The organism is Streptomyces nodosus (assembly GCF_008704995.1).
Classification (GTDB): Bacteria; Actinomycetota; Actinomycetes; order Streptomycetales; family Streptomycetaceae; genus Streptomyces; species Streptomyces nodosus.
The window spans coordinates 7,733,148-7,748,903 of record NZ_CP023747.1; the positions used below are offsets into that span (position 1 = coordinate 7,733,148).

General features: G+C 72.0%; 16 protein-coding genes and 3 pseudogenes. 17 read left to right on the forward strand and 2 right to left on the reverse strand.

The window, feature by feature from the left end; all coding sequences use genetic code 11:
* Positions 1-230: 230 nt before the first annotated feature.
* The 13 genes from CP978_RS34460 (at position 231) to CP978_RS34520 (ending at position 11,073) form a co-directional block, all read left to right on the forward strand.
* Positions 231-1,367, forward strand: a complete 1,137-nt coding sequence (locus CP978_RS34460) for a sensor histidine kinase (RefSeq protein ID WP_052454483.1) — start codon at positions 231-233, stop codon at positions 1,365-1,367.
* 113 nt (positions 1,368-1,480) lie between these two features.
* Positions 1,481-2,383 carry an ABC transporter ATP-binding protein gene (locus CP978_RS34465; protein WP_043447670.1) on the forward strand — a complete coding sequence of 301 codons (903 nt, stop codon included), beginning with the start codon at positions 1,481-1,483 and terminating at the stop codon, positions 2,381-2,383.
* On the forward strand, positions 2,376-3,128 hold the full coding sequence (locus CP978_RS34470; protein WP_043447672.1) for an ABC transporter permease: 753 nt from the start codon (positions 2,376-2,378) through the stop codon (positions 3,126-3,128). Before CP978_RS34465 ends, CP978_RS34470 begins: the two co-directional genes overlap by 8 nt.
* Positions 3,129-3,250: 122 nt before the next feature.
* Positions 3,251-3,382 carry an aborycin family tricyclic lasso peptide gene (locus CP978_RS34475; protein ID WP_107070498.1) on the forward strand — a complete coding sequence of 44 codons (132 nt, stop codon included), beginning with the start codon at positions 3,251-3,253 and terminating at the stop codon, positions 3,380-3,382.
* A 59-nt stretch (positions 3,383-3,441) separates the two neighbouring features.
* A complete protein-coding gene (locus CP978_RS34480; protein ID WP_063839106.1) occupies positions 3,442-5,271 on the forward strand; it encodes a lasso peptide isopeptide bond-forming cyclase in 1,830 nt (609 codons plus the stop codon).
* Positions 5,268-5,531: a lasso peptide biosynthesis PqqD family chaperone gene (locus CP978_RS34485; protein ID WP_043447674.1), complete on the forward strand. Its 264-nt coding sequence runs from the start codon at positions 5,268-5,270 to the stop codon at positions 5,529-5,531. Before CP978_RS34480 ends, CP978_RS34485 begins: the two co-directional genes overlap by 4 nt.
* Positions 5,528-5,956: a lasso peptide biosynthesis B2 protein gene (locus CP978_RS34490; RefSeq protein WP_043447676.1), complete on the forward strand. Its 429-nt coding sequence runs from the start codon at positions 5,528-5,530 to the stop codon at positions 5,954-5,956. The genes CP978_RS34485 and CP978_RS34490 overlap by 4 nt, the downstream gene beginning before the upstream one ends.
* A complete protein-coding gene (locus CP978_RS34495) occupies positions 5,953-6,921 on the forward strand; it encodes an ATP-binding cassette domain-containing protein (protein ID WP_043447678.1) in 969 nt (322 codons plus the stop codon). The genes CP978_RS34490 and CP978_RS34495 overlap by 4 nt, the downstream gene beginning before the upstream one ends.
* Positions 6,918-7,772 (forward strand): ABC transporter permease, encoded by an 855-nt coding sequence (locus CP978_RS34500; RefSeq protein ID WP_043447681.1) that lies wholly within the window; start codon positions 6,918-6,920, stop codon positions 7,770-7,772. The genes CP978_RS34495 and CP978_RS34500 overlap by 4 nt, the downstream gene beginning before the upstream one ends.
* Before the next feature lie 20 nt (positions 7,773-7,792).
* The gene (locus CP978_RS34505; protein WP_207312857.1) at positions 7,793-8,257 is read left to right on the forward strand and encodes a MauE/DoxX family redox-associated membrane protein; all 465 of its coding nucleotides are present in this window, start codon (positions 7,793-7,795) and stop codon (positions 8,255-8,257) included.
* 41 nt (positions 8,258-8,298) lie between these two features.
* Positions 8,299-9,021, forward strand: coding sequence for a DsbA family protein (locus tag CP978_RS34510; RefSeq protein ID WP_043447685.1), 723 nt, complete (start codon positions 8,299-8,301; stop codon positions 9,019-9,021).
* The gene (mslH, locus tag CP978_RS34515) at positions 9,018-10,352 is read left to right on the forward strand and encodes a lasso peptide C-terminal Trp epimerase (protein WP_052454485.1); all 1,335 of its coding nucleotides are present in this window, start codon (positions 9,018-9,020) and stop codon (positions 10,350-10,352) included. The genes CP978_RS34510 and mslH overlap by 4 nt, the downstream gene beginning before the upstream one ends.
* A 46-nt stretch (positions 10,353-10,398) precedes the next feature.
* Positions 10,399-11,073 (forward strand): response regulator, encoded by a 675-nt coding sequence (locus CP978_RS34520; RefSeq protein ID WP_043447688.1) that lies wholly within the window; start codon positions 10,399-10,401, stop codon positions 11,071-11,073.
* A gap of 550 nt (positions 11,074-11,623) precedes the next feature.
* Here the strand turns inward: CP978_RS34520 and CP978_RS34525 are convergent.
* A pseudogene (locus CP978_RS34525) lies at positions 11,624-12,253 on the reverse strand (IS256 family transposase); the annotation flags it as partial.
* A gap of 312 nt (positions 12,254-12,565) precedes the next feature.
* Between CP978_RS34525 and CP978_RS34530 the strand changes: the two are divergent.
* The 4 genes and pseudogenes from CP978_RS34530 to CP978_RS34545 form a co-directional block, all read left to right on the forward strand.
* Positions 12,566-12,979: pseudogene (locus tag CP978_RS34530) on the forward strand (TnsA-like heteromeric transposase endonuclease subunit); the annotation flags it as partial.
* 101 nt (positions 12,980-13,080) lie between these two features.
* Positions 13,081-13,449, forward strand: a complete 369-nt coding sequence (locus CP978_RS34535) for an IS110 family transposase (protein ID WP_242647085.1) — start codon at positions 13,081-13,083, stop codon at positions 13,447-13,449.
* Positions 13,374-13,793: pseudogene (locus CP978_RS34540) on the forward strand (IS6 family transposase); the annotation flags it as partial. The gene CP978_RS34535 and the pseudogene CP978_RS34540, both read left to right, overlap by 76 nt.
* A gap of 65 nt (positions 13,794-13,858) precedes the next feature.
* Entirely contained in the window at positions 13,859-14,197 is a 339-nt protein-coding gene (locus tag CP978_RS34545; RefSeq protein WP_311775063.1) for a hypothetical protein, read from the forward strand.
* Positions 14,198-14,264: 67 nt separating this feature from the next.
* Here CP978_RS34545 and CP978_RS34550 read toward each other — a convergent pair whose 3' ends face one another.
* Complete coding sequence (locus tag CP978_RS34550; RefSeq protein ID WP_043447695.1) at positions 14,265-15,644, reverse strand: MFS transporter; 1,380 nt, start codon at positions 15,642-15,644, stop codon at positions 14,265-14,267.
* Between the last annotated feature and the right edge of the window lie 112 nt (positions 15,645-15,756).

Sequence of the window (15,756 nt, forward strand, 5' to 3'; positions counted from 1 at the left end):
GGTACGTCTCCTTCGGTGGTCGGCCGTGCGGGATCTCGGCACGGTGAAGATGCGCGGGATTCTTTCGGCTCGTTGTCCAGCCATGTGGAGAGGGCGCGGAGAGACAACAGCGGTCGGGCAGACGGCATGGTGTGACGCCTGCTGAGTATGAGTAGATGGTTCATGGGAACACAAGTGCGCCCATGAAATTGTCCGAATCGCTCCGATTCGGGCGGTGCTACGTTCGACGCATGATGCGTATCCTGGGGCGGCGACCGTTCGTGCTCGATGCGATGGCCGCGCTCGGCTTCGCCCTGCTGCCGCAGTTGGCGCCGGTGCGGACCGCCCTTGCCGGCGGCGGATCAGGTGAGGCGGCCGGGTGGCTGCTGTCGCTCGCCGCCGCGCTGCCGCTGGCGGTACGGCGGGTGTGGCCGCTACCGGTCTTTGCGTTCGTCCTGACCGTGGCGTGCGTCGCGGTGCCGTTCGGACTCGCGGCGACCTCGTTCCCAGCCGCCGCCTACGCGCTGTACGCAGTCGCCGTGAGCCGGCGCCGACCCGGCCGCGGCGCGGTCGCCGTCGGCGGGGGGTGTGCGGTGGGCGCGGCCCTGCTGACCATGACCGGCGGGCAGCACTACGAGGGCGGGACCGGCACCGTACAGGTGGTGTTCGGGGTGCTGGCCCTCGGCGCGACCTGGGCGGCGGGCGCGGCCGTGCGGGAGCAGCGGGAGAACGTCCTTCGGGTGATCGAGCAGACCGCCGAGCGAGCCAAGGTCGAGGAGCGGCTGCGGATCGCCCGGGACATGCACGACGTGGTGACGCACAGCGTCGGCCTGATCGCCGTCAAGGCCGGTATCGCCAACCATGTGGTCGACACACGCCCGCAGGAGGCGCGCGAGGCCCTGACGGTGATCGAGGGTGTCAGCCGCAAGGCGCTGCGCGACCTGCGCTCCACGCTCCAGCTGCTGCGCCAGGACGAGGCGGGCGCTGACGGCCTCAAGCCGCTGCCGGGTCTCGCCGATCTGCCCGCCCTGGTACGCACGGCGGAGGCTGCGGGCGTCCATGTGGACCTGGCGTCCCGCTGTGCCGAGCAGCTGCCGGACGCCGTGGTGACCTCGGCGTACCGGATCGTGCAGGAGGCCCTGACCAACGTCGTCAAGCATGCCGCGCCTACCCGTTGCCGCGTAGAACTGGCCGCGCGGGAGGGCGCGTTGACGATCGAAGTCGCCGATGACGGACCCGTACCCGGCGGTGCGCACCGGCCGGTGGTGCCCGGCGGCGGGCTCGGCCTGGTCGGGATGCGCGAGCGGGCCGAGGCGCACGGCGGCGCTCTTTCGGCGGGACCGCGGCCGGGCGGCGGCTTCCGGGTCCTCGCGACGCTGCCCTACTGACCGGCGTACGGCCGCGGACTCATCCTCAGGTATGGGTCTGTCAGGGTCTGCCCACCCGGCCTTCCCGACCACGGTCCGATGTGCGCACGGGGGGCCGCGGGAATGCTGGCTGTGTGATCGACCTTCAGAACTTGACCAAGCGGTACGGGGAGCGGACCGTCGTCGACGGCCTGACGTTCACGGTGCGACCGGGCGCCGTCACCGGGTTCCTGGGGCCCAACGGGGCCGGCAAGTCCACCACGATGCGGATGATGCTCGGCCTCACCCGGCCCGACGAGGGGATGACGCGGTTCGACGGGCGCGCCTACCCGGAACTGCGCCGTCCGGCCCGGCACGTGGGCGCACTCCTGGAGACCGCGATCCCGCACCGCAGCCTGACCGCCGCCGACCATCTGCGCTGGATGGCCCAGTGCAACCGGATCCCGCGGCAGCGGGTCGGCGAGGTCCTGGACCTGGTCGGCCTCGCGGGGGCCGCGCGGCGGCGGGTCGGCACGTACTCTCTCGGCATGGGGCAGCGGCTCGGCCTGGCCGCCGCTCTGCTCGGCGACCCGCCGGTGCTGGTCCTCGACGAACCGGTCAACGGCCTGGACGCGGAGGGTATCCGGTGGCTGCGCGAGCTGCTGCGGGCCAAGGCCGCCGAGGGCCGCACCGTCCTCGTCTCCAGCCATCTGATGACCGAGATGTCGCTGGTCGCGGACCATCTCGTGGTCATCGACCGGGGGCGGCTGCTCGCTGATACCGGCATGGACGAGTTCATCCGGCTCCACGGGCGGATGTATGTACGCGTACGGACCCTCGAACCCGGGGCGCTGGTCCCGGAGCTGGAGCGGCACGGCGCCCGTGTGGTGCGCGCCGTCGACGGGAGTCTGGAGGTCGACGGTCTTGCCGCCGCCGAGGTGAGCCGGATCGCTACGGCGGGCGGCCGCACCCTCGACGAACTGAGCACGCACACCGGCTCGTTGGAGGACACGTTCCTCGCGCTGGTCGGCAAGGAGAACGGGGGCCACCGTGTCTGAGACGCTCGCGGCCGTCCGGGCCGAGTTCACCAAGGTGCGCGGGATTCGCAGCACCTTCCTCGCACTGCTGCTGTTCGTGCCGCTCAGCCTGGGGGTGGCCGCTCTCGACGGGTGGTCCGCGAAGTCGGCGATCGAGTCGGACAGCGGCATGCTGCGCGACGGCTTCACCGCCCAACAGGCCGGTCTGGACGGCATCCTGTACGGGCAGCTCGCACTGATCGTGTTCGGAGTCCTCGTCGTGAGCACCGAGTACGGCTCCGGGATGATGCGCGCCTCGCTGCTCGCCGTGCCTCTGCGCGGGCGGCTGTACGCGGCGAAGCTGACCGTCACCGCGGCCGCCGCGCTGCTGGTCGCGGTGCCGGTCACCGTGGCCGGATACCTCGTCACCCAGGCCGCGCTCGGCCCGCACGGAGCCTCCCTCACCGACCCGGGGGTGCCCGGGGCGCTGGCCGGGGCGGTGCTCTATCTGACACTGATGAGCCTGTTCGCGGCCGGCATCGCGACGGCCGCGCGCAGCGCCGTCGTGCCGCTGGCGGTGCTGCTGCCGATGGTGCTGGCCGGCTCCCAGATCCTGTCGGTCATCGGCGCCACCAAGGCGGTCGTGCGGTACTTCCCCGACCGGGCCGGCAGCGAGCTGCTCACCGTCGGCACACACGACGCGGTCCGCGGCTGTGTGGTGCTCCTGGTGTGGACCGTGGCGGCGGTCGCGTTCGGCTGGGTGCGGCACCGGCGGTGGGACGCGTGACGGGACACGGCAAGGGCCGCTGACCCATGCCGGTAGGACATGCGACGCCATAGTTTCCCTCACGTCGGGACGCGGGCCGAAAAGGTCGGCCCTCTCCGCCCGGCTCAATTGGGAGGGACACCATGTCGGTTGAGATCTACGAGCCCCCGATGCTCCAGGAGATCGGCGACTTCGACGAGCTGACCAAGTGCCTCGGCGTCGGAAGCTGCAACGACTTCGCCGGCTGCGGCTACGCGATCGTCTGCTTCTGGTGATCAGCCGGTGCCGGTGCGTCCGCCCGGACGCACCGGCACCGCCCGGGGAACGAGGCGACATGGAATTCGTAGTACTTCCAGACTGTCCGGCCGCGGCCGGGCCCGCTGCCCGCCTCGCGCCGGGGCGGCGGATCAACCACGCGTCGGGGCGGCCCTGGATCGTGGGCGACTGGCCCGACGACCAGGTTCACCTGGTTGTGGCGGGGCCGCGCCGGATGGCGCTGATCGGGCAGGTGACACTCGACGAGGCGGCGGCGAAGGACCGCCTCGGGCGGCTGCGGTCGCTGGACGAGGTGGACCGGATCGCGTCCCGGCTGGTGGGTTCCTGCCATGTGCTGGTGTCGCTGGACGGCACCGTGCGGGTCCAGGGCTCGGTCGTCGGTGTACGACAGATTTTCAGTGCTGCGGTGGACGGTGTCACGGTCGCCGCCAGTGGTGTGGCACCGCTCGCCCGGCTCACCGGCGCGGACCTCGACGAGTCCGTGCTCGCCGCGCGGCTGCTCGCGCCGGGCGGCGCACCCTGGCCGCTGGCCCAGCGTCCGGTGCGGCGCGGTGTCGACCCGCTCACGACCGGGCACTGGCTGCGGATGGATGCTGAGGGGCGGGCGCGGCAGGTGCGGTGGTGGCGGCTGCCGGAGGCGTCCCGGTCGCTCGCGCAGGGTGCCGCGGCGGTGCGCACCGCGCTGGACGAGGCGCTTGCCGCACGGGTGCGGCCCGGCCGGACGATCAGCGCGGACCTGTCCGGCGGCATGGACTCCACGTCTCTGTGCTTCCTGGCCGCTGCGGCGAACGCCGACCTGGTCACGTACCACGTGGCGCCGCTGGACAGCGCCAATGAGGACACCCGGTGGGCGCACCGGGCCGCCGCGCTGCTGCCGCACGCCCGCCATCACACCCTCACTGCGGACCGCGCAGAGAACCTCTTCGACGTCGGCTACACCGCCGAGCACGCGAACACCGCACCCGAAGGCCCCTCCACCTGGGCGTCGGGCCTCGCGCACATCCGCGACCTGGCGCACCGGGCGCGCGGCGAGGGGTCCTCGCTGCATCTGAGTGGCTTCGGCGGGGACGAACTGTTCGGGCGGATGCCCACCTCGGCCTGGTCGTTGGCGCGGGCCCGGCCCATCGGCGGGCTGCTCCTGGTGAACCGGTACCGGCTTGCCAACCGCTGGTCGTGGGGTGCCACCGTACGGGCCCTGCTCGACCGGTCGACGTTCGCACAGAACCTCACCGCGGTCGCCACCCGGATCGGCGCGCCTCCCCCTTCGCTCGACGAGCCCGACTTCGGCTGGGTGTTCGCGCCGCGTATGCCGGCGTGGGCCACGCCGGACGCGGTTGCGGCGGTGCGGGAGCTGCTCACCGAGGCCGCCGGGCGCACGCCCGAGCCGCTGGATGCCGACCGCACCCGCCATCAGGCGCTGGCCTCACTGGTCTTCGAGGGGTCCACGATCCGCCAGGTCAACACTGTGCTCGCGGGCACCGGCATCGCCTGGGACGCGCCGTTCCTGGACGACCGGGTGATCGAGGCGGCGCTCGCCGTCCGGGTCGAGGAGCGGCTGGCGAGCGCCCGGTTCAAGCCGCTGCTGACGGACGCGGTGCGCGGAGCCGTACCCGCCGGCATCCTCGACCGGCGGGACAAGGGCGAGTTCAGCGCGGAGGCGTTCCGCGGCCTCGAGCGCAACCGGGCCCGCCTCCTCGAACTGTGCGAGGACTCGCGGCTGGCCCGGCTCGGTCTGATCGACCCGGAGCGGTTCCGGGCCGCGGTGCTCAACCCGGGGCCGATGTCCCACCACCTCCAGCCGATCGACACCACCGTGGCGTGCGAGAGCTGGCTCCGTACGCACCCGCAGACCACGACGGATGTCCAGGACACGGGAGTACGCAGATGAAGCTGAGCCTCGCCCGCGACGTCACCCTCACGGACATCAACTCCGGTGCCGTCCTGCTCGACGGGCGCCGCGGCCGCTACTGGCAGCTCAACGCCTCCGGCTGCGCCGTGCTGCGCAGGCTGCTCGACGGCGAAGGGCCCGACGCGGTCGTCGCCGGCATGGCCGCCGCGGCGCCGGTCGACGCCGAGCGCGTACGCAAGGACATACAGGCGCTGATCGGCTCGCTCAGCGCGGCCGAGCTCGTGGAGGTCGACCGGTGACCACCCCAGCCGTCGCCGAACAGGCGGCCCGCCTCCCGCTTCGCCGCCAGCTCGGCCCACGCTGCGCGGTCGGCGCGGCCCGCCTCCTGGTGAAGCTGCCCCCGGCCCGGCTGCACCGGGTGCTCGGCGTGCTCAGCAAGGGCGCCCGTCCCGTCGGGTACGCCGAGGCGGCGCGGGCCCGCCGCGCCGTGGTGTCGGTGAGCACGCGCTGCGCGGGCCTGGGCTGTCTGCAACGGTCCGTGGCTACGGTGCTGCTGTGCCGGGCACACGGCCGCTGGGCCGACTGGTGCACGGGCTTTCGAACCCGGCCCTTCGGCGCGCACGCCTGGGTCGAGGTCGATGGCCGCCCGGTCGACGAGCCCGGCGAACTCAGCGCGTTCCGCACGGTGTTGGCCGTGCGGCTCGGGCCGGGAGGCCGCGTATGACGGACGCGATCCGGGCCGAGGCCCTCTATGCGTACTACGGCACCACGCCCGCCGTGAACGGGCTGGATCTGGCGGTGCCGGCCGGCTCGACGTTCGGCTTCCTCGGGCCGAACGGCGCGGGCAAGACCACCACCATCAGCATGCTCACCACCCTGCTCAGGCCCACGGCGGGACGCGCGGAGGTGGCGGGCTTCGATGTCGCCGAGCGCCCCGCCGAGGTGCGCCGCCGCATCGGCATCGTGTTCCAGGAGTCCACGCTGGACCTGGAGCTGACGGCCGCCGAGAACCTGCGCTTCCAGGCGGACCTGTGCGGGTTGCCGCGGCAGCGGGCCCGTGCGGCGATCGCCGCCATGCTCGACCTGATGGAGCTGTCACAGCGCAGCAGGGTTCCGGTCCGGCAGTTCTCCACCGGTCTGCGCCGCCGCCTGGAGATCGCCCGGGGCCTGATCGGGTCGCCGCGCGTCCTCTTCCTGGACGAGCCGACGACCGGGCTCGACGCCCAGACCCGCGCCGCCGTGTGGGACCACCTCGACCGGCTCCGCCGGGAGCAGGGCATCACACTCTTCTTCACCACACACCAGCTGGAGGAGGCCGAGCACTGCGACCAGGTCGCCATCGTCGATCGGGGCCGGGTCGTCACCCAGGGAACACCCGCCGAGCTGAAGTCCGTGATCGGCTCCGACCTCGTGGTGCTGCGTACCGAGGACGATGCGAGGGCCGCCGACGCGCTGGCCGAGCGGTTCGGTCTCGCGGCCGAACCCACCCCGGACGGGCTGCTGCTGCGGGTGTCGGACGGCGCGACGCTGGTCCCGCGGCTGTGTACCGGGCTCGGTCTGACGGTGCGCGCGGTGTCCATCGCGCCTCCCTCCCTCGACGACGTCTTCCTGCACCACACCGGTGCCGCGATCCGCGAGAGCCAGGCGGGTGGGCACACGCTCGACACCATCGGGGAGGGGCTGCGATGAGCATCACCGAGACGGCGCTCCAGGCGCCCGCCGCCACCGAGGAGCGCCGCGCCGTCAGCGCCCTGCGCCCCTGTCTCCTGCTGTGGCGCCGGGAGATGATCCGGCTGCGGCACAACCCGGTGCGCCTGGCCATGGGCCTGGTCACCCCGCTCCTCTTCCTCGTCGTGCTCGGCACCGGACTCGACGCCGCGTCCGGGAACCTCGGCAAGGCCCAACTCAACGACTACCGGGCCTTCTTGTTCCCCGGCGTACTCGTCATGTCGGTGCAGGCGCCGGCCATCGCGGTGGGCATCTCGCTGGTGTGGGACCGGCGGCTCGGGGTGCTGCGGCAGATGCTCGTCGCGCCGTTCCCGAGGTCCAGCGTCGTACTCGGTCTTGCGCTCGGCGGCGCCACCACCGGCGCGATCTACGGTCTCCTCGTCCTGTCGGTCGGCGGCATCGCGAGCATCCGGTACACGCCGGTGCTCCTGGTCGTCATGGTCGAAGTCCTGCTGATCTCCCTGCTGTTCACCTCGCTCGGCCTGCTCGCCGCAGTGACGATCCGTCAAGTGGACACGTTCCAGGTCGTGGTGAACCTGAGCCTGATGCCGCTGATGTTCTTCTCCGGCGCGATGTTCCCGCCGAACGGGCTGCCGGGCTGGCTCGCCGTCGTCGTCAAGCTGAATCCGCTGACCTACGGCATCGACGCGGTGCGCCGCACCCTGCCGGGGCCCGATGTGCTCAGCTCGGAGCAGACCCGGCTGCTGGTCGGCGGCTGGCATCCGCCCGTCGTCGCCGAGCTGGGGCTGCTCGCCGCGATCGTCGCGCTGGCGCTCGGCGTGGCCACATACCGCTTCTCCAGCTCGAAGTGAGGCCGGGCGTGAGGCAGGCGGTGACGACGTGGACGGGTGTGGCCGCGCGGTTGCTGCTGGCCGCCGTCCTCGGCTACGCGGGGCTGGTCAAGATCCAGGACCTTGCCGACGCGGGGCGCTCGGTGGAGCTGTATCAGATCGTGTCCGGGAACACGGCCCAACTCGTTGGTGGCGCACTGCCGTTCGTTGAGGTGGCGCTCGCGCTGCTGCTGATCGCCGGGCTTGCCACCCGGGCGGCGGCCGTGGCCACGGCGCTGCTCATGGCGGTGTACATCGCGGCGATCGCTTCGGTGTGGGCACGCGGCCTGTCCGTCGATTGCGGCTGCTTCGGCTCCGGGTCCGCGCTCAGCAGCGGCGCCGAGCGTGGCTACGCCGTGGACATCGCGCGCGATCTGCTCTTTCTGGGGGCCGCTGCCTTGCTGATCCGCCGTCCGCGCACCCACTACGCCCTGGACCGCTGGGTCCTGGACGTGCGCGACGAATGACACGTACGAGACCCACCGAGCGACACAGAGGAGTTGAAGGCATGAGTCTGGAGCCCGCGGAAGTACGGGACATGGTCCTCGGCCGACGACGGCGCCGGCGAGCGGTGCTGGTGTCCGCCGTGGCCGCCGTCGGCCTCGCCGTCGCGGCGCTGCTCGGCGCCGGGCTCGTCCGTGCCAACGACACGGATCCGGGCGAGGCCCCTGCGAAGGCGCCCGCCGGAGCGACGCAGGACAAGACGGGTATCGCGGCCTCCGAGGGCGCGGTACGGGTCGACCTGTACCTCGACTACCTGTGCCCCGAGTGCCGCAACACCGAACGGTCCCTGTCCGGCGAACTGGAGGCCCTGAAGGAGAAGGGCGCGGTACGGCTGGTCTACCACCCGGTCGCCTTCCTCGACGGCTACAGCAAGCCCGCCGGCTACTCGACGCGGGCCGCGTCCGCAGCGGCCTGCGCGGCGGACGCGGGCCGGTTCGAGGAGTACACGAAGGTGCTCTTCGAGAAGCAGCCCGCCGAACGGGGCCCCGGCCTGAGCGAGCGCCAACTCGTCCTGCTCGGCGAGGAGGCCGGGATCGAGGACGCCTCCTTCGGGAGCTGCGTCCGGGGCGCGGCGCACAAACCCTGGGTGACCTATGTGTCCGACGTCGCCGCCGCCGACGGCGTCTCGCTGACCCCGACCGTCATGGTCGACGGCGAGCGCGTGGACGTCACCGGCGGGGACGCGGCCGGGAAACTCGCCCGCGCGGTGGCGAAGGCGCGGCGATGACACGGCTGACCGTGGCGCTCTCCGGCGACTGCATGGCCACCCGGTCCGCGCTGATCACCCCCGAACCGGCCGCGGAGCACCTGCGCGGGCTGCTGACCGGCGCCGACTTCGCCTTCACCAACTTGGAGGTGGTGCCGGGCGCGGACCGCGGCCACCCGGTGCACAACGCGGCGGGCGGCGGTGGGCTGATCGCGGATCCTGGCGTGCTCGACGCGGTCACCGCAGCGGGCTTCTCCGTCCTGGGCTGCGCCAACAACCACGCCCTGGACATGGGCGCCGAGGGCGTGCTCGGCACCGTGGACCGGCTCACCGCGCGCGCCATCCCCTTCGCGGGCATCGGCGCCGATCTGACCGCCGCCCGGCGCCCGGTCTACGTCGACCGGCCCGCCGGCAGCCTCGCGCTGATCTCGTGCAGTTCGACGTTCCTGCCCGGCCAGGAGGCGGCCGAGCCCTCGCCCGACCTGCCCGGCCGTCCGGGCCTCAACCCGCTGCGGCACCATGCCACGCTGCATGTCACCGCGGAGCAGATGGACGTACTGCGGGAGATCGACGGGGACACCGGGCTGAGGGCGCGGCGCGCCGAGGCGCGCACCCTGCTCGGCTTCGACCCGGCGCAACCGGGGGCGGACCGCTACACGCTCTACGGGGCGCGGTTCCAGGTGGCTGACCAGCCGGGCCTGACGACCGCGTGCGACCCGCGCGACCTGGAGCAGATCGCCCTCTGGGTGGCCGAGGCGAGGGCCCGTGCGGACCTGGTCCTGGTCAGTGTGCACGCGCACGAGCCCGGGCCGACCGCCGACGAACCGGCCGAGTTCCTGCGGGAGTTCGCGCACCGCGTGATCGACGAGGGTGCCCACGCCGTGGTCGGGCACGGCCCGCACGCCCTGCGCGGTGTGGAGCTGTACCGGGGCCGGCCCGTCTTCTACAGCCTCGGCAACATCGTCAGCCAGATCGAGCTCGCCGACCGCGTCCCCGCCGAGGACTACGCGGGCGTACCGGCCGGTGAACGGCTCACCCCCGGCCGCTACTTCGCCGCGCTGAGCGGCGACGGCCGCCGGCTGTTCGCCCCGCACCCGCGCTACTGGCGATCGGTGGTGCCGCAGCTCACGTTCGAGGACGGGGCGCTCGTCGCCGCCAGGCTGCACCCGGTCGACCTGGGCCACGGGGAGCCGGTACACCGCAGGGGGCGGCCGCGCCTCGCCGACCCGGTGCTGTCGAAGGAGATCCTCGCGGAGGTCGCGCGACTGTCGCAGCCGTACGGCACCACGGTCACCGAGGACGGGGAGCTGACGCCGGCATCACAGGAAGGCCGGGGACGGCGGACTTGTTAAGATCGCTGAACCTCCACTCCGACGAACAGCAGGCGAGGAACGCACGATGGCCGAGGCGGTCCGGGTGCTGATCGCGGACGATCAGGCACTGCTGCGCGGCAGCTTCCGCGTCCTTATCGACGCGACGCCCGGGATGACCGCAGTCGGCGAGGCGGGCGACGGCGCCGCTGCCGTCGAACTCGCCCGCAGCCTGCGCCCCGACGTCGTCCTGATGGATCTGCGGATGCCGGTCCTGGACGGCATGGAGGCGACCCGGCGGATCTGCTCGGATCCGGAGCTGTCCCGTGTGCGGGTGCTCGCGCTGACGATGTTCGACATGGACGAGTACGTGTACCCGGCGCTGCAGGCCGGGGCGAGCGGCTTTCTCCTGAAGGACGCCTCACCGACCGACCTTGTCGCCGGGATCCGCGTCATCGCCTCCGGCGAGAGCGTGCTCGCCCCCACCGTCACGCGCCGGCTCATCGCGAACTTCTCGCGGCACAGCGAGCCGCCGCGCCCCGTGCGGCGGCTCGTCGGGCTGACCAAGCGGGAGCAGGAGGTGCTCGTCCTGATCGCCAACGGTCTGTCGAACGCCGAGATCTCCGAACGCCTGGTGATCAGCCTGCCGACCGTGAAGACGCACGTCGGCAGCTTGCTGGCGAAGCTGCACGCCCGGGACCGGGCACAGCTCGTGATCATCGCCTACGAGAGCGGTCTCGCCGAGCCGGGCATGCCGGGCTGACAGCCGGTCAGCCCGGCACCGCAGGCACGTCCGCCGAGAGCGCGGCGGCCCCGTACCGAGGATCTGCAGAGCGCCATGCGGCGCAGGCCGGAGCAGGTGGTGACGGCAGACCCGGAAGGCCACGAGTTTTGCGTGGTCTGATCGAGCCGGGATGGCGTCCTGCCAGCCGGGCAGCGAACGGAATCGTGGTGCAGGTGATGCCGGATCGCCTGACTGACGTTGCTGACCGCGCACGAGTGGGGCGAGCGGTACGGGCGCCGGGTGGAGACCGGCACATTGTCGGGCGGGAATGCGGCCGTGCCCGCCAGGGCCGAAGAGTTCCCGGAACCCCTTGCCGTCCGTGCCTCCTCCGGCGGCGCCGGAGCGTTCTCTGCCGGTGCCCTGAAGAGCCCTGGCAAGAAGGCCGATCTCGTGCGGCGGGAACTGGCCCGCTCCACAGGCATCCACGCCGCGCATGGGTACGGACGCAGCGGACCGCGGGCGGCTCGAACTGCCTTCAGGGCGCCGCCGACGCTGCCGATCCCTGATCTCCGGGTCTCATACTGTGGTGGGCGCCGTCCTCGGCGGTGGCGATGTCCAGGCCGAGGATCTCGCGGTGTCCGTCGGCGTTCACGCCGACCGCGATGAGCGCGTGGATGTTGATGATGCGGCCGCCCTCGCGGACCTTCTGGGTCAGGGCGTCGACCCAGACGAAGGTGTAGGGGCCGGCGTCCAGGGGGCGGTTGCGGAAGGCGGCGACCTGTTCGTCCAGGTGCTTGGCCATCGTGCTGACCTGCGACTTCGACAGCTGGGTGACGCCCAGGGACTCGGCGAGTTTCTCCACTCGGCGGGTGGAGACCCCGAGCAGGTAGGCGGTGGCGACCACCGAGATCAGGGCCTGCTCGGCCCGGCGACGTCGTTCCGGCAGCCAGTGCGGGAAGTAACTCCCGGACCTGAGCTTGGGGACGGCCAGTTCGACGGTGCCGGCCCGGGTGTCCCACTCTCGCGGGCGGTAGCCGTTGCAGTGGTTGACTCTCTCGTCACTGACCTGCCCGTATTCGGCGTTGCAGAGGGCGTCGGCCTCCGCGGACATGAGCGCGTCGGCGAACGTCTTGACCATCGCGCGCAGCAGATCGGGACTCGCCGAGGCGAGGTTGTCCTCGGTGAGGGCGTGCAGGGGCAGACTGTCGGGTGCGGTCATCGTGCTGATCTCCTTCGAGGCTTCGACACTTCGAAGATCAGCCGGTGGCCGCTCATCTATGCGGGCACCATCCTGATGCCGGAGCAAACCCCCGGATCAGGTCGAACCCGTACACCACTTCCCTGGACGCAACCCGTTCCGCTTCCTTGCCAGCGAACCTAGTCGTACGAGGGGACGTACTGGGGGTGCTGGGTGGCCGTACCGGCGGGGGTGGATCTTGCGGAGCCGTATGTCGAGCTGTCGTACGTGGATGCTGTCCGGGAGTGTCGGCGGCGTCCGCTGTTGGACTGCGTGACGGCGCGGTTTGAGGACGTGGCGGCGGTTCGGCCGTTTCGCTGGTTGCGCGGTGAGCGTCACTTCTCGGGCTGGTACTGGGCGGCGACGACAGGGCGGCATGTCGGTTTCGAGTCGTGGCTGGAGCGGGACCGGCTTCTGTTGATGGATTTCGATCCCGGGGTGGTGGGGATCGCCTCGCAGCCGTCCTGGCTGCACTGGCACGACGGCGAGCATGAGCGTCGGCATGCTCCGGATTGCTTCGTGCGCCGCGCGGACGGCTCGGCGGTGGTCGTGGATGTCCGTGCCGATGAGCGGATCGAGGCGAGGGACGCGGAGGCGTTCGAGGTGACGCGCCGGGCCTGCCGTCAGGCGGGGTGGCGCTTCGAGCGGGTCGGGGTTCCGGGACAGGCGCTGGTGGCGAACGTGCGGTGGCTGTCGCGTTACCGGCATCCCCGGTGCCGGCGCGGGCCGGTCGTGGACGGGCTTCGGGAGGTTTTAGCGGCACCTCGCTCGCCCAGCAGCTGGCCGCCGCGGGCGAGTACGTGGTCGACGTGCCCTCCACCTTGTCGGCCCGGGCCCGGCTGCTGGCCACCGGCGGAGACCGCAAGACCGATGCCAAGGATGCCCTCCACGTCGCCCAGGTCGCCCTCTTGCGCCATGACCTGCGCCCCGTCGTCCAGGAAGACCAGACCACGATCCTTCGGCTGCTGACCGAGCGGCGGGATGACCTGGTCCACGAGCGCACCCGCGTCCTCAACCGACTCCACGCCGTCCTACGCGATCTCCTGCCCGGCGGAGCACCCACCGGCCTGTCGGCCGACAAGGCCGCCGCCTTGATGAAGGGCACGACGTCCTCGACATCCTCGTCCAGAACCGGCGGGACAAGGCCGCGGCCAGGCGCTTCCTGCGGCGCCTGGTGAAGAAGACCCGGGCGGTGCCGAGGGTGATGGTCACCGACAAGCTCCGCTACTACGGCGCCGCCCACCGCGAGGTCATGCCCTCAGTCGAGCACCGCTCACACAAGGGGCTGAACAACCGGGCCGAGAACTCCCACCAGCCAACGAGGCAGCGCGAACGCGCGATGAAGGGCTTCCGCTCGATCGGCGCGGCCGAAAGGTTCCTGTCCGCGTTCAGCGGCATCTCATCCCACTTCCGGCCCCGCCGTCACCTGATGACCGCCACTGAACACCGCCTCGAGATGACCGTCCGCTTCACCATCTGGGATCACATCACCGAGACCATCGGCCTGCCCGCCACAGACTGACCCCTGGGCCCACCCGGGTCCCGCCGCACCCCGACACACCATCGGACGACCACACACCCAACAACGTGACAGTGCCGGACGTCCGCCTCCTCGGCCCGAACGGCGGCGGTGAGGTTGTACTCGCCGGGCACCTGTTCGCCGATCCCGGCTTCGCCGTCATCGGGGCCGACGTGCCCCGGGCGGCCCCGCAGTGGGGGCTGTTCGAGACCGCCCCCGCCGCGGCACGCGAGAAGGCGCCGGCCTGGCAGCGGCACGTGAGGGAAGTCGAGTGCGGCCTGCCTGGCGGGCCCGGCAGCGAAGGAGCTGTACGGCCGCAGTACGACGCCGAGCGAAAGCGGGCGCTCTCCGGCCGGATGTACCGGGCCGGCCGCTGTGGGGGCCGGCTGGCCGGGCGTACGTGGTAACGGGCCCCGTACGCGCACGCTGTCGCGTACGGGGGCGGGGACGGCCTCATGGTGGTTCCGGTTCCCGTCACCGGCCCGTCCGGGCCGGTGCCGGTTCGGCGGAGAGAGTGCCGTGGACCTCCCGGGGGGTGTCCGGCGTCGCCGGTTGCGTCTGTTCCATCGGCGCCTGGGGGGCGGTGTCGGGGGTCTGCTGAGTTCCGAGCCCGCGCAGGTCCACCCACCGCAGGGTGATCAGGGTCAGCAGGACGGGCAGCGTGCCGCCGAGGACGAAGACCCAGACCATGAACTCCCGGCTGGAACCGACGCCCGCGAGAGTCGCGGACAGCGGGACCAGGGCCAGCGAGCCGAGCCAGTCGATGCTGATGACCCGGCCGCGGACCGCGTTGGGAACGGATGTCTGCACCAGCGTCGACCAGTAGACGTTGCCGGCCGTGGAGAAGAAGCCGTACACCGCGCCCAGGGGGAGCAGCAGCCACAGGGACGGGGAGAAGACCATCAGGGCGAGCGGGGCCGCGCCGATCGTCCAGGCGAGGAGCATGCGGCGGGCGTAGTCGGCGGGCGGCTTGCGGGCGGCCAGGGCGAACGAACTCACCACGGCGGCGACACCGGTGACGGCGACGAGCAGTCCGTAGCCGCGGGCGTCGCCGCCGAGGTCGTCGTGGATCAGGAACGGCAACAGGACCTGCCGGGGGCCCGACTGGAGCAGCAGGACCACGCCGGACCAGGCGATGAGCACCCACAGCCAGCGTTCTCCGAAGAGATACCGCAGGGCCTCCCGGTACCGGACGGGCTCCCCGGTGTTCTCCTGCTCGCTGTTTCCCGTGGTCTCCTTGCCGGCATCGGCCGAGCAGGCGGGGCGGAAGGAGATGGCGGCGACGCACAGGGCGGCGACGGCGAAGCTGAGCGCGTTGAGGGTGATGACGGCGAGCGAGCCGACCAGCGCGATGAGCAGGCCTCCGATACCCGGGCCGACCATCCGGACGGCGAGTGACCGCACGATCGACTCCAGCGCGTTCGCCGCGTGCAGGTCGTCCTCGGGGACGAGGTCGGGGGTGAAGGCATCGGCCGCCGGCCCGCTGACGGCGGCGGCGGCGCCCAGCACGAAGGCGCCGCCGACCAGGTGCCAGACCTCCAGATGTCCGCTCAGGTGGACGAAGGCGAGTGCCGCCAGCACCGTGAAGCCCACTGCGTGGGACCAGCCGATGACCTGTTTGCGGGGATAGAGGTCGGCCAGGGCTCCGCCGATCAGTACGCAGCTGATCAGGCCCACCGACTCGGCACCGACCACCATGGCCAGCCCCGAGTTGTCGGCGTCCAGCTCGATGGCTACCCAGGGCAGGGCGACCAGCCAGACGCCGTCGCCCACCATGCTGATGAGGTAGGAGACGAACAGCAGGCGGTAGTCACGGTGCCGCAGTGGCACCAAGGGCTTGGTCAGGGACTTCATCGGGATTCCCAACTCTGCGGGTTCTCGGGGGCGTGGGTACGGCGGACGCCGTGCGTGCGGCCACCGGGGTTACGGTGGCCGCACGCACGGCCGGGGATGCGGAGGGGCTGTG

Bases quoted from the DNA above. Each gene is read 5' to 3' on its own strand.
- CP978_RS34480 (WP_063839106.1), top strand. From the start codon at position 3,442: ATGGAATTCGTAGTACTTCCAGACTGTCCGGCCGCGGCCGGGCCCGCT.
- CP978_RS34460 (WP_052454483.1), top strand. From the start codon at position 231: ATGATGCGTATCCTGGGGCGGCGACCGTTCGTGCTCGATGCGATGGCC.
- mslH (WP_052454485.1), top strand. From the start codon at position 9,018: ATGACACGGCTGACCGTGGCGCTCTCCGGCGACTGCATGGCCACCCGG.
- CP978_RS34510 (WP_043447685.1), top strand. From the start codon at position 8,299: ATGAGTCTGGAGCCCGCGGAAGTACGGGACATGGTCCTCGGCCGACGA.
- CP978_RS34495 (WP_043447678.1), top strand. From the start codon at position 5,953: ATGACGGACGCGATCCGGGCCGAGGCCCTCTATGCGTACTACGGCACC.
- CP978_RS34520 (WP_043447688.1), top strand. From the start codon at position 10,399: ATGGCCGAGGCGGTCCGGGTGCTGATCGCGGACGATCAGGCACTGCTG.
- CP978_RS34485 (WP_043447674.1), top strand. From the start codon at position 5,268: ATGAAGCTGAGCCTCGCCCGCGACGTCACCCTCACGGACATCAACTCC.
- CP978_RS34500 (WP_043447681.1), top strand. From the start codon at position 6,918: ATGAGCATCACCGAGACGGCGCTCCAGGCGCCCGCCGCCACCGAGGAG.
- CP978_RS34550 (WP_043447695.1), bottom strand. From the start codon at position 15,644: ATGAAGTCCCTGACCAAGCCCTTGGTGCCACTGCGGCACCGTGACTAC.
- CP978_RS34475 (WP_107070498.1), top strand. From the start codon at position 3,251: ATGTCGGTTGAGATCTACGAGCCCCCGATGCTCCAGGAGATCGGCGAC.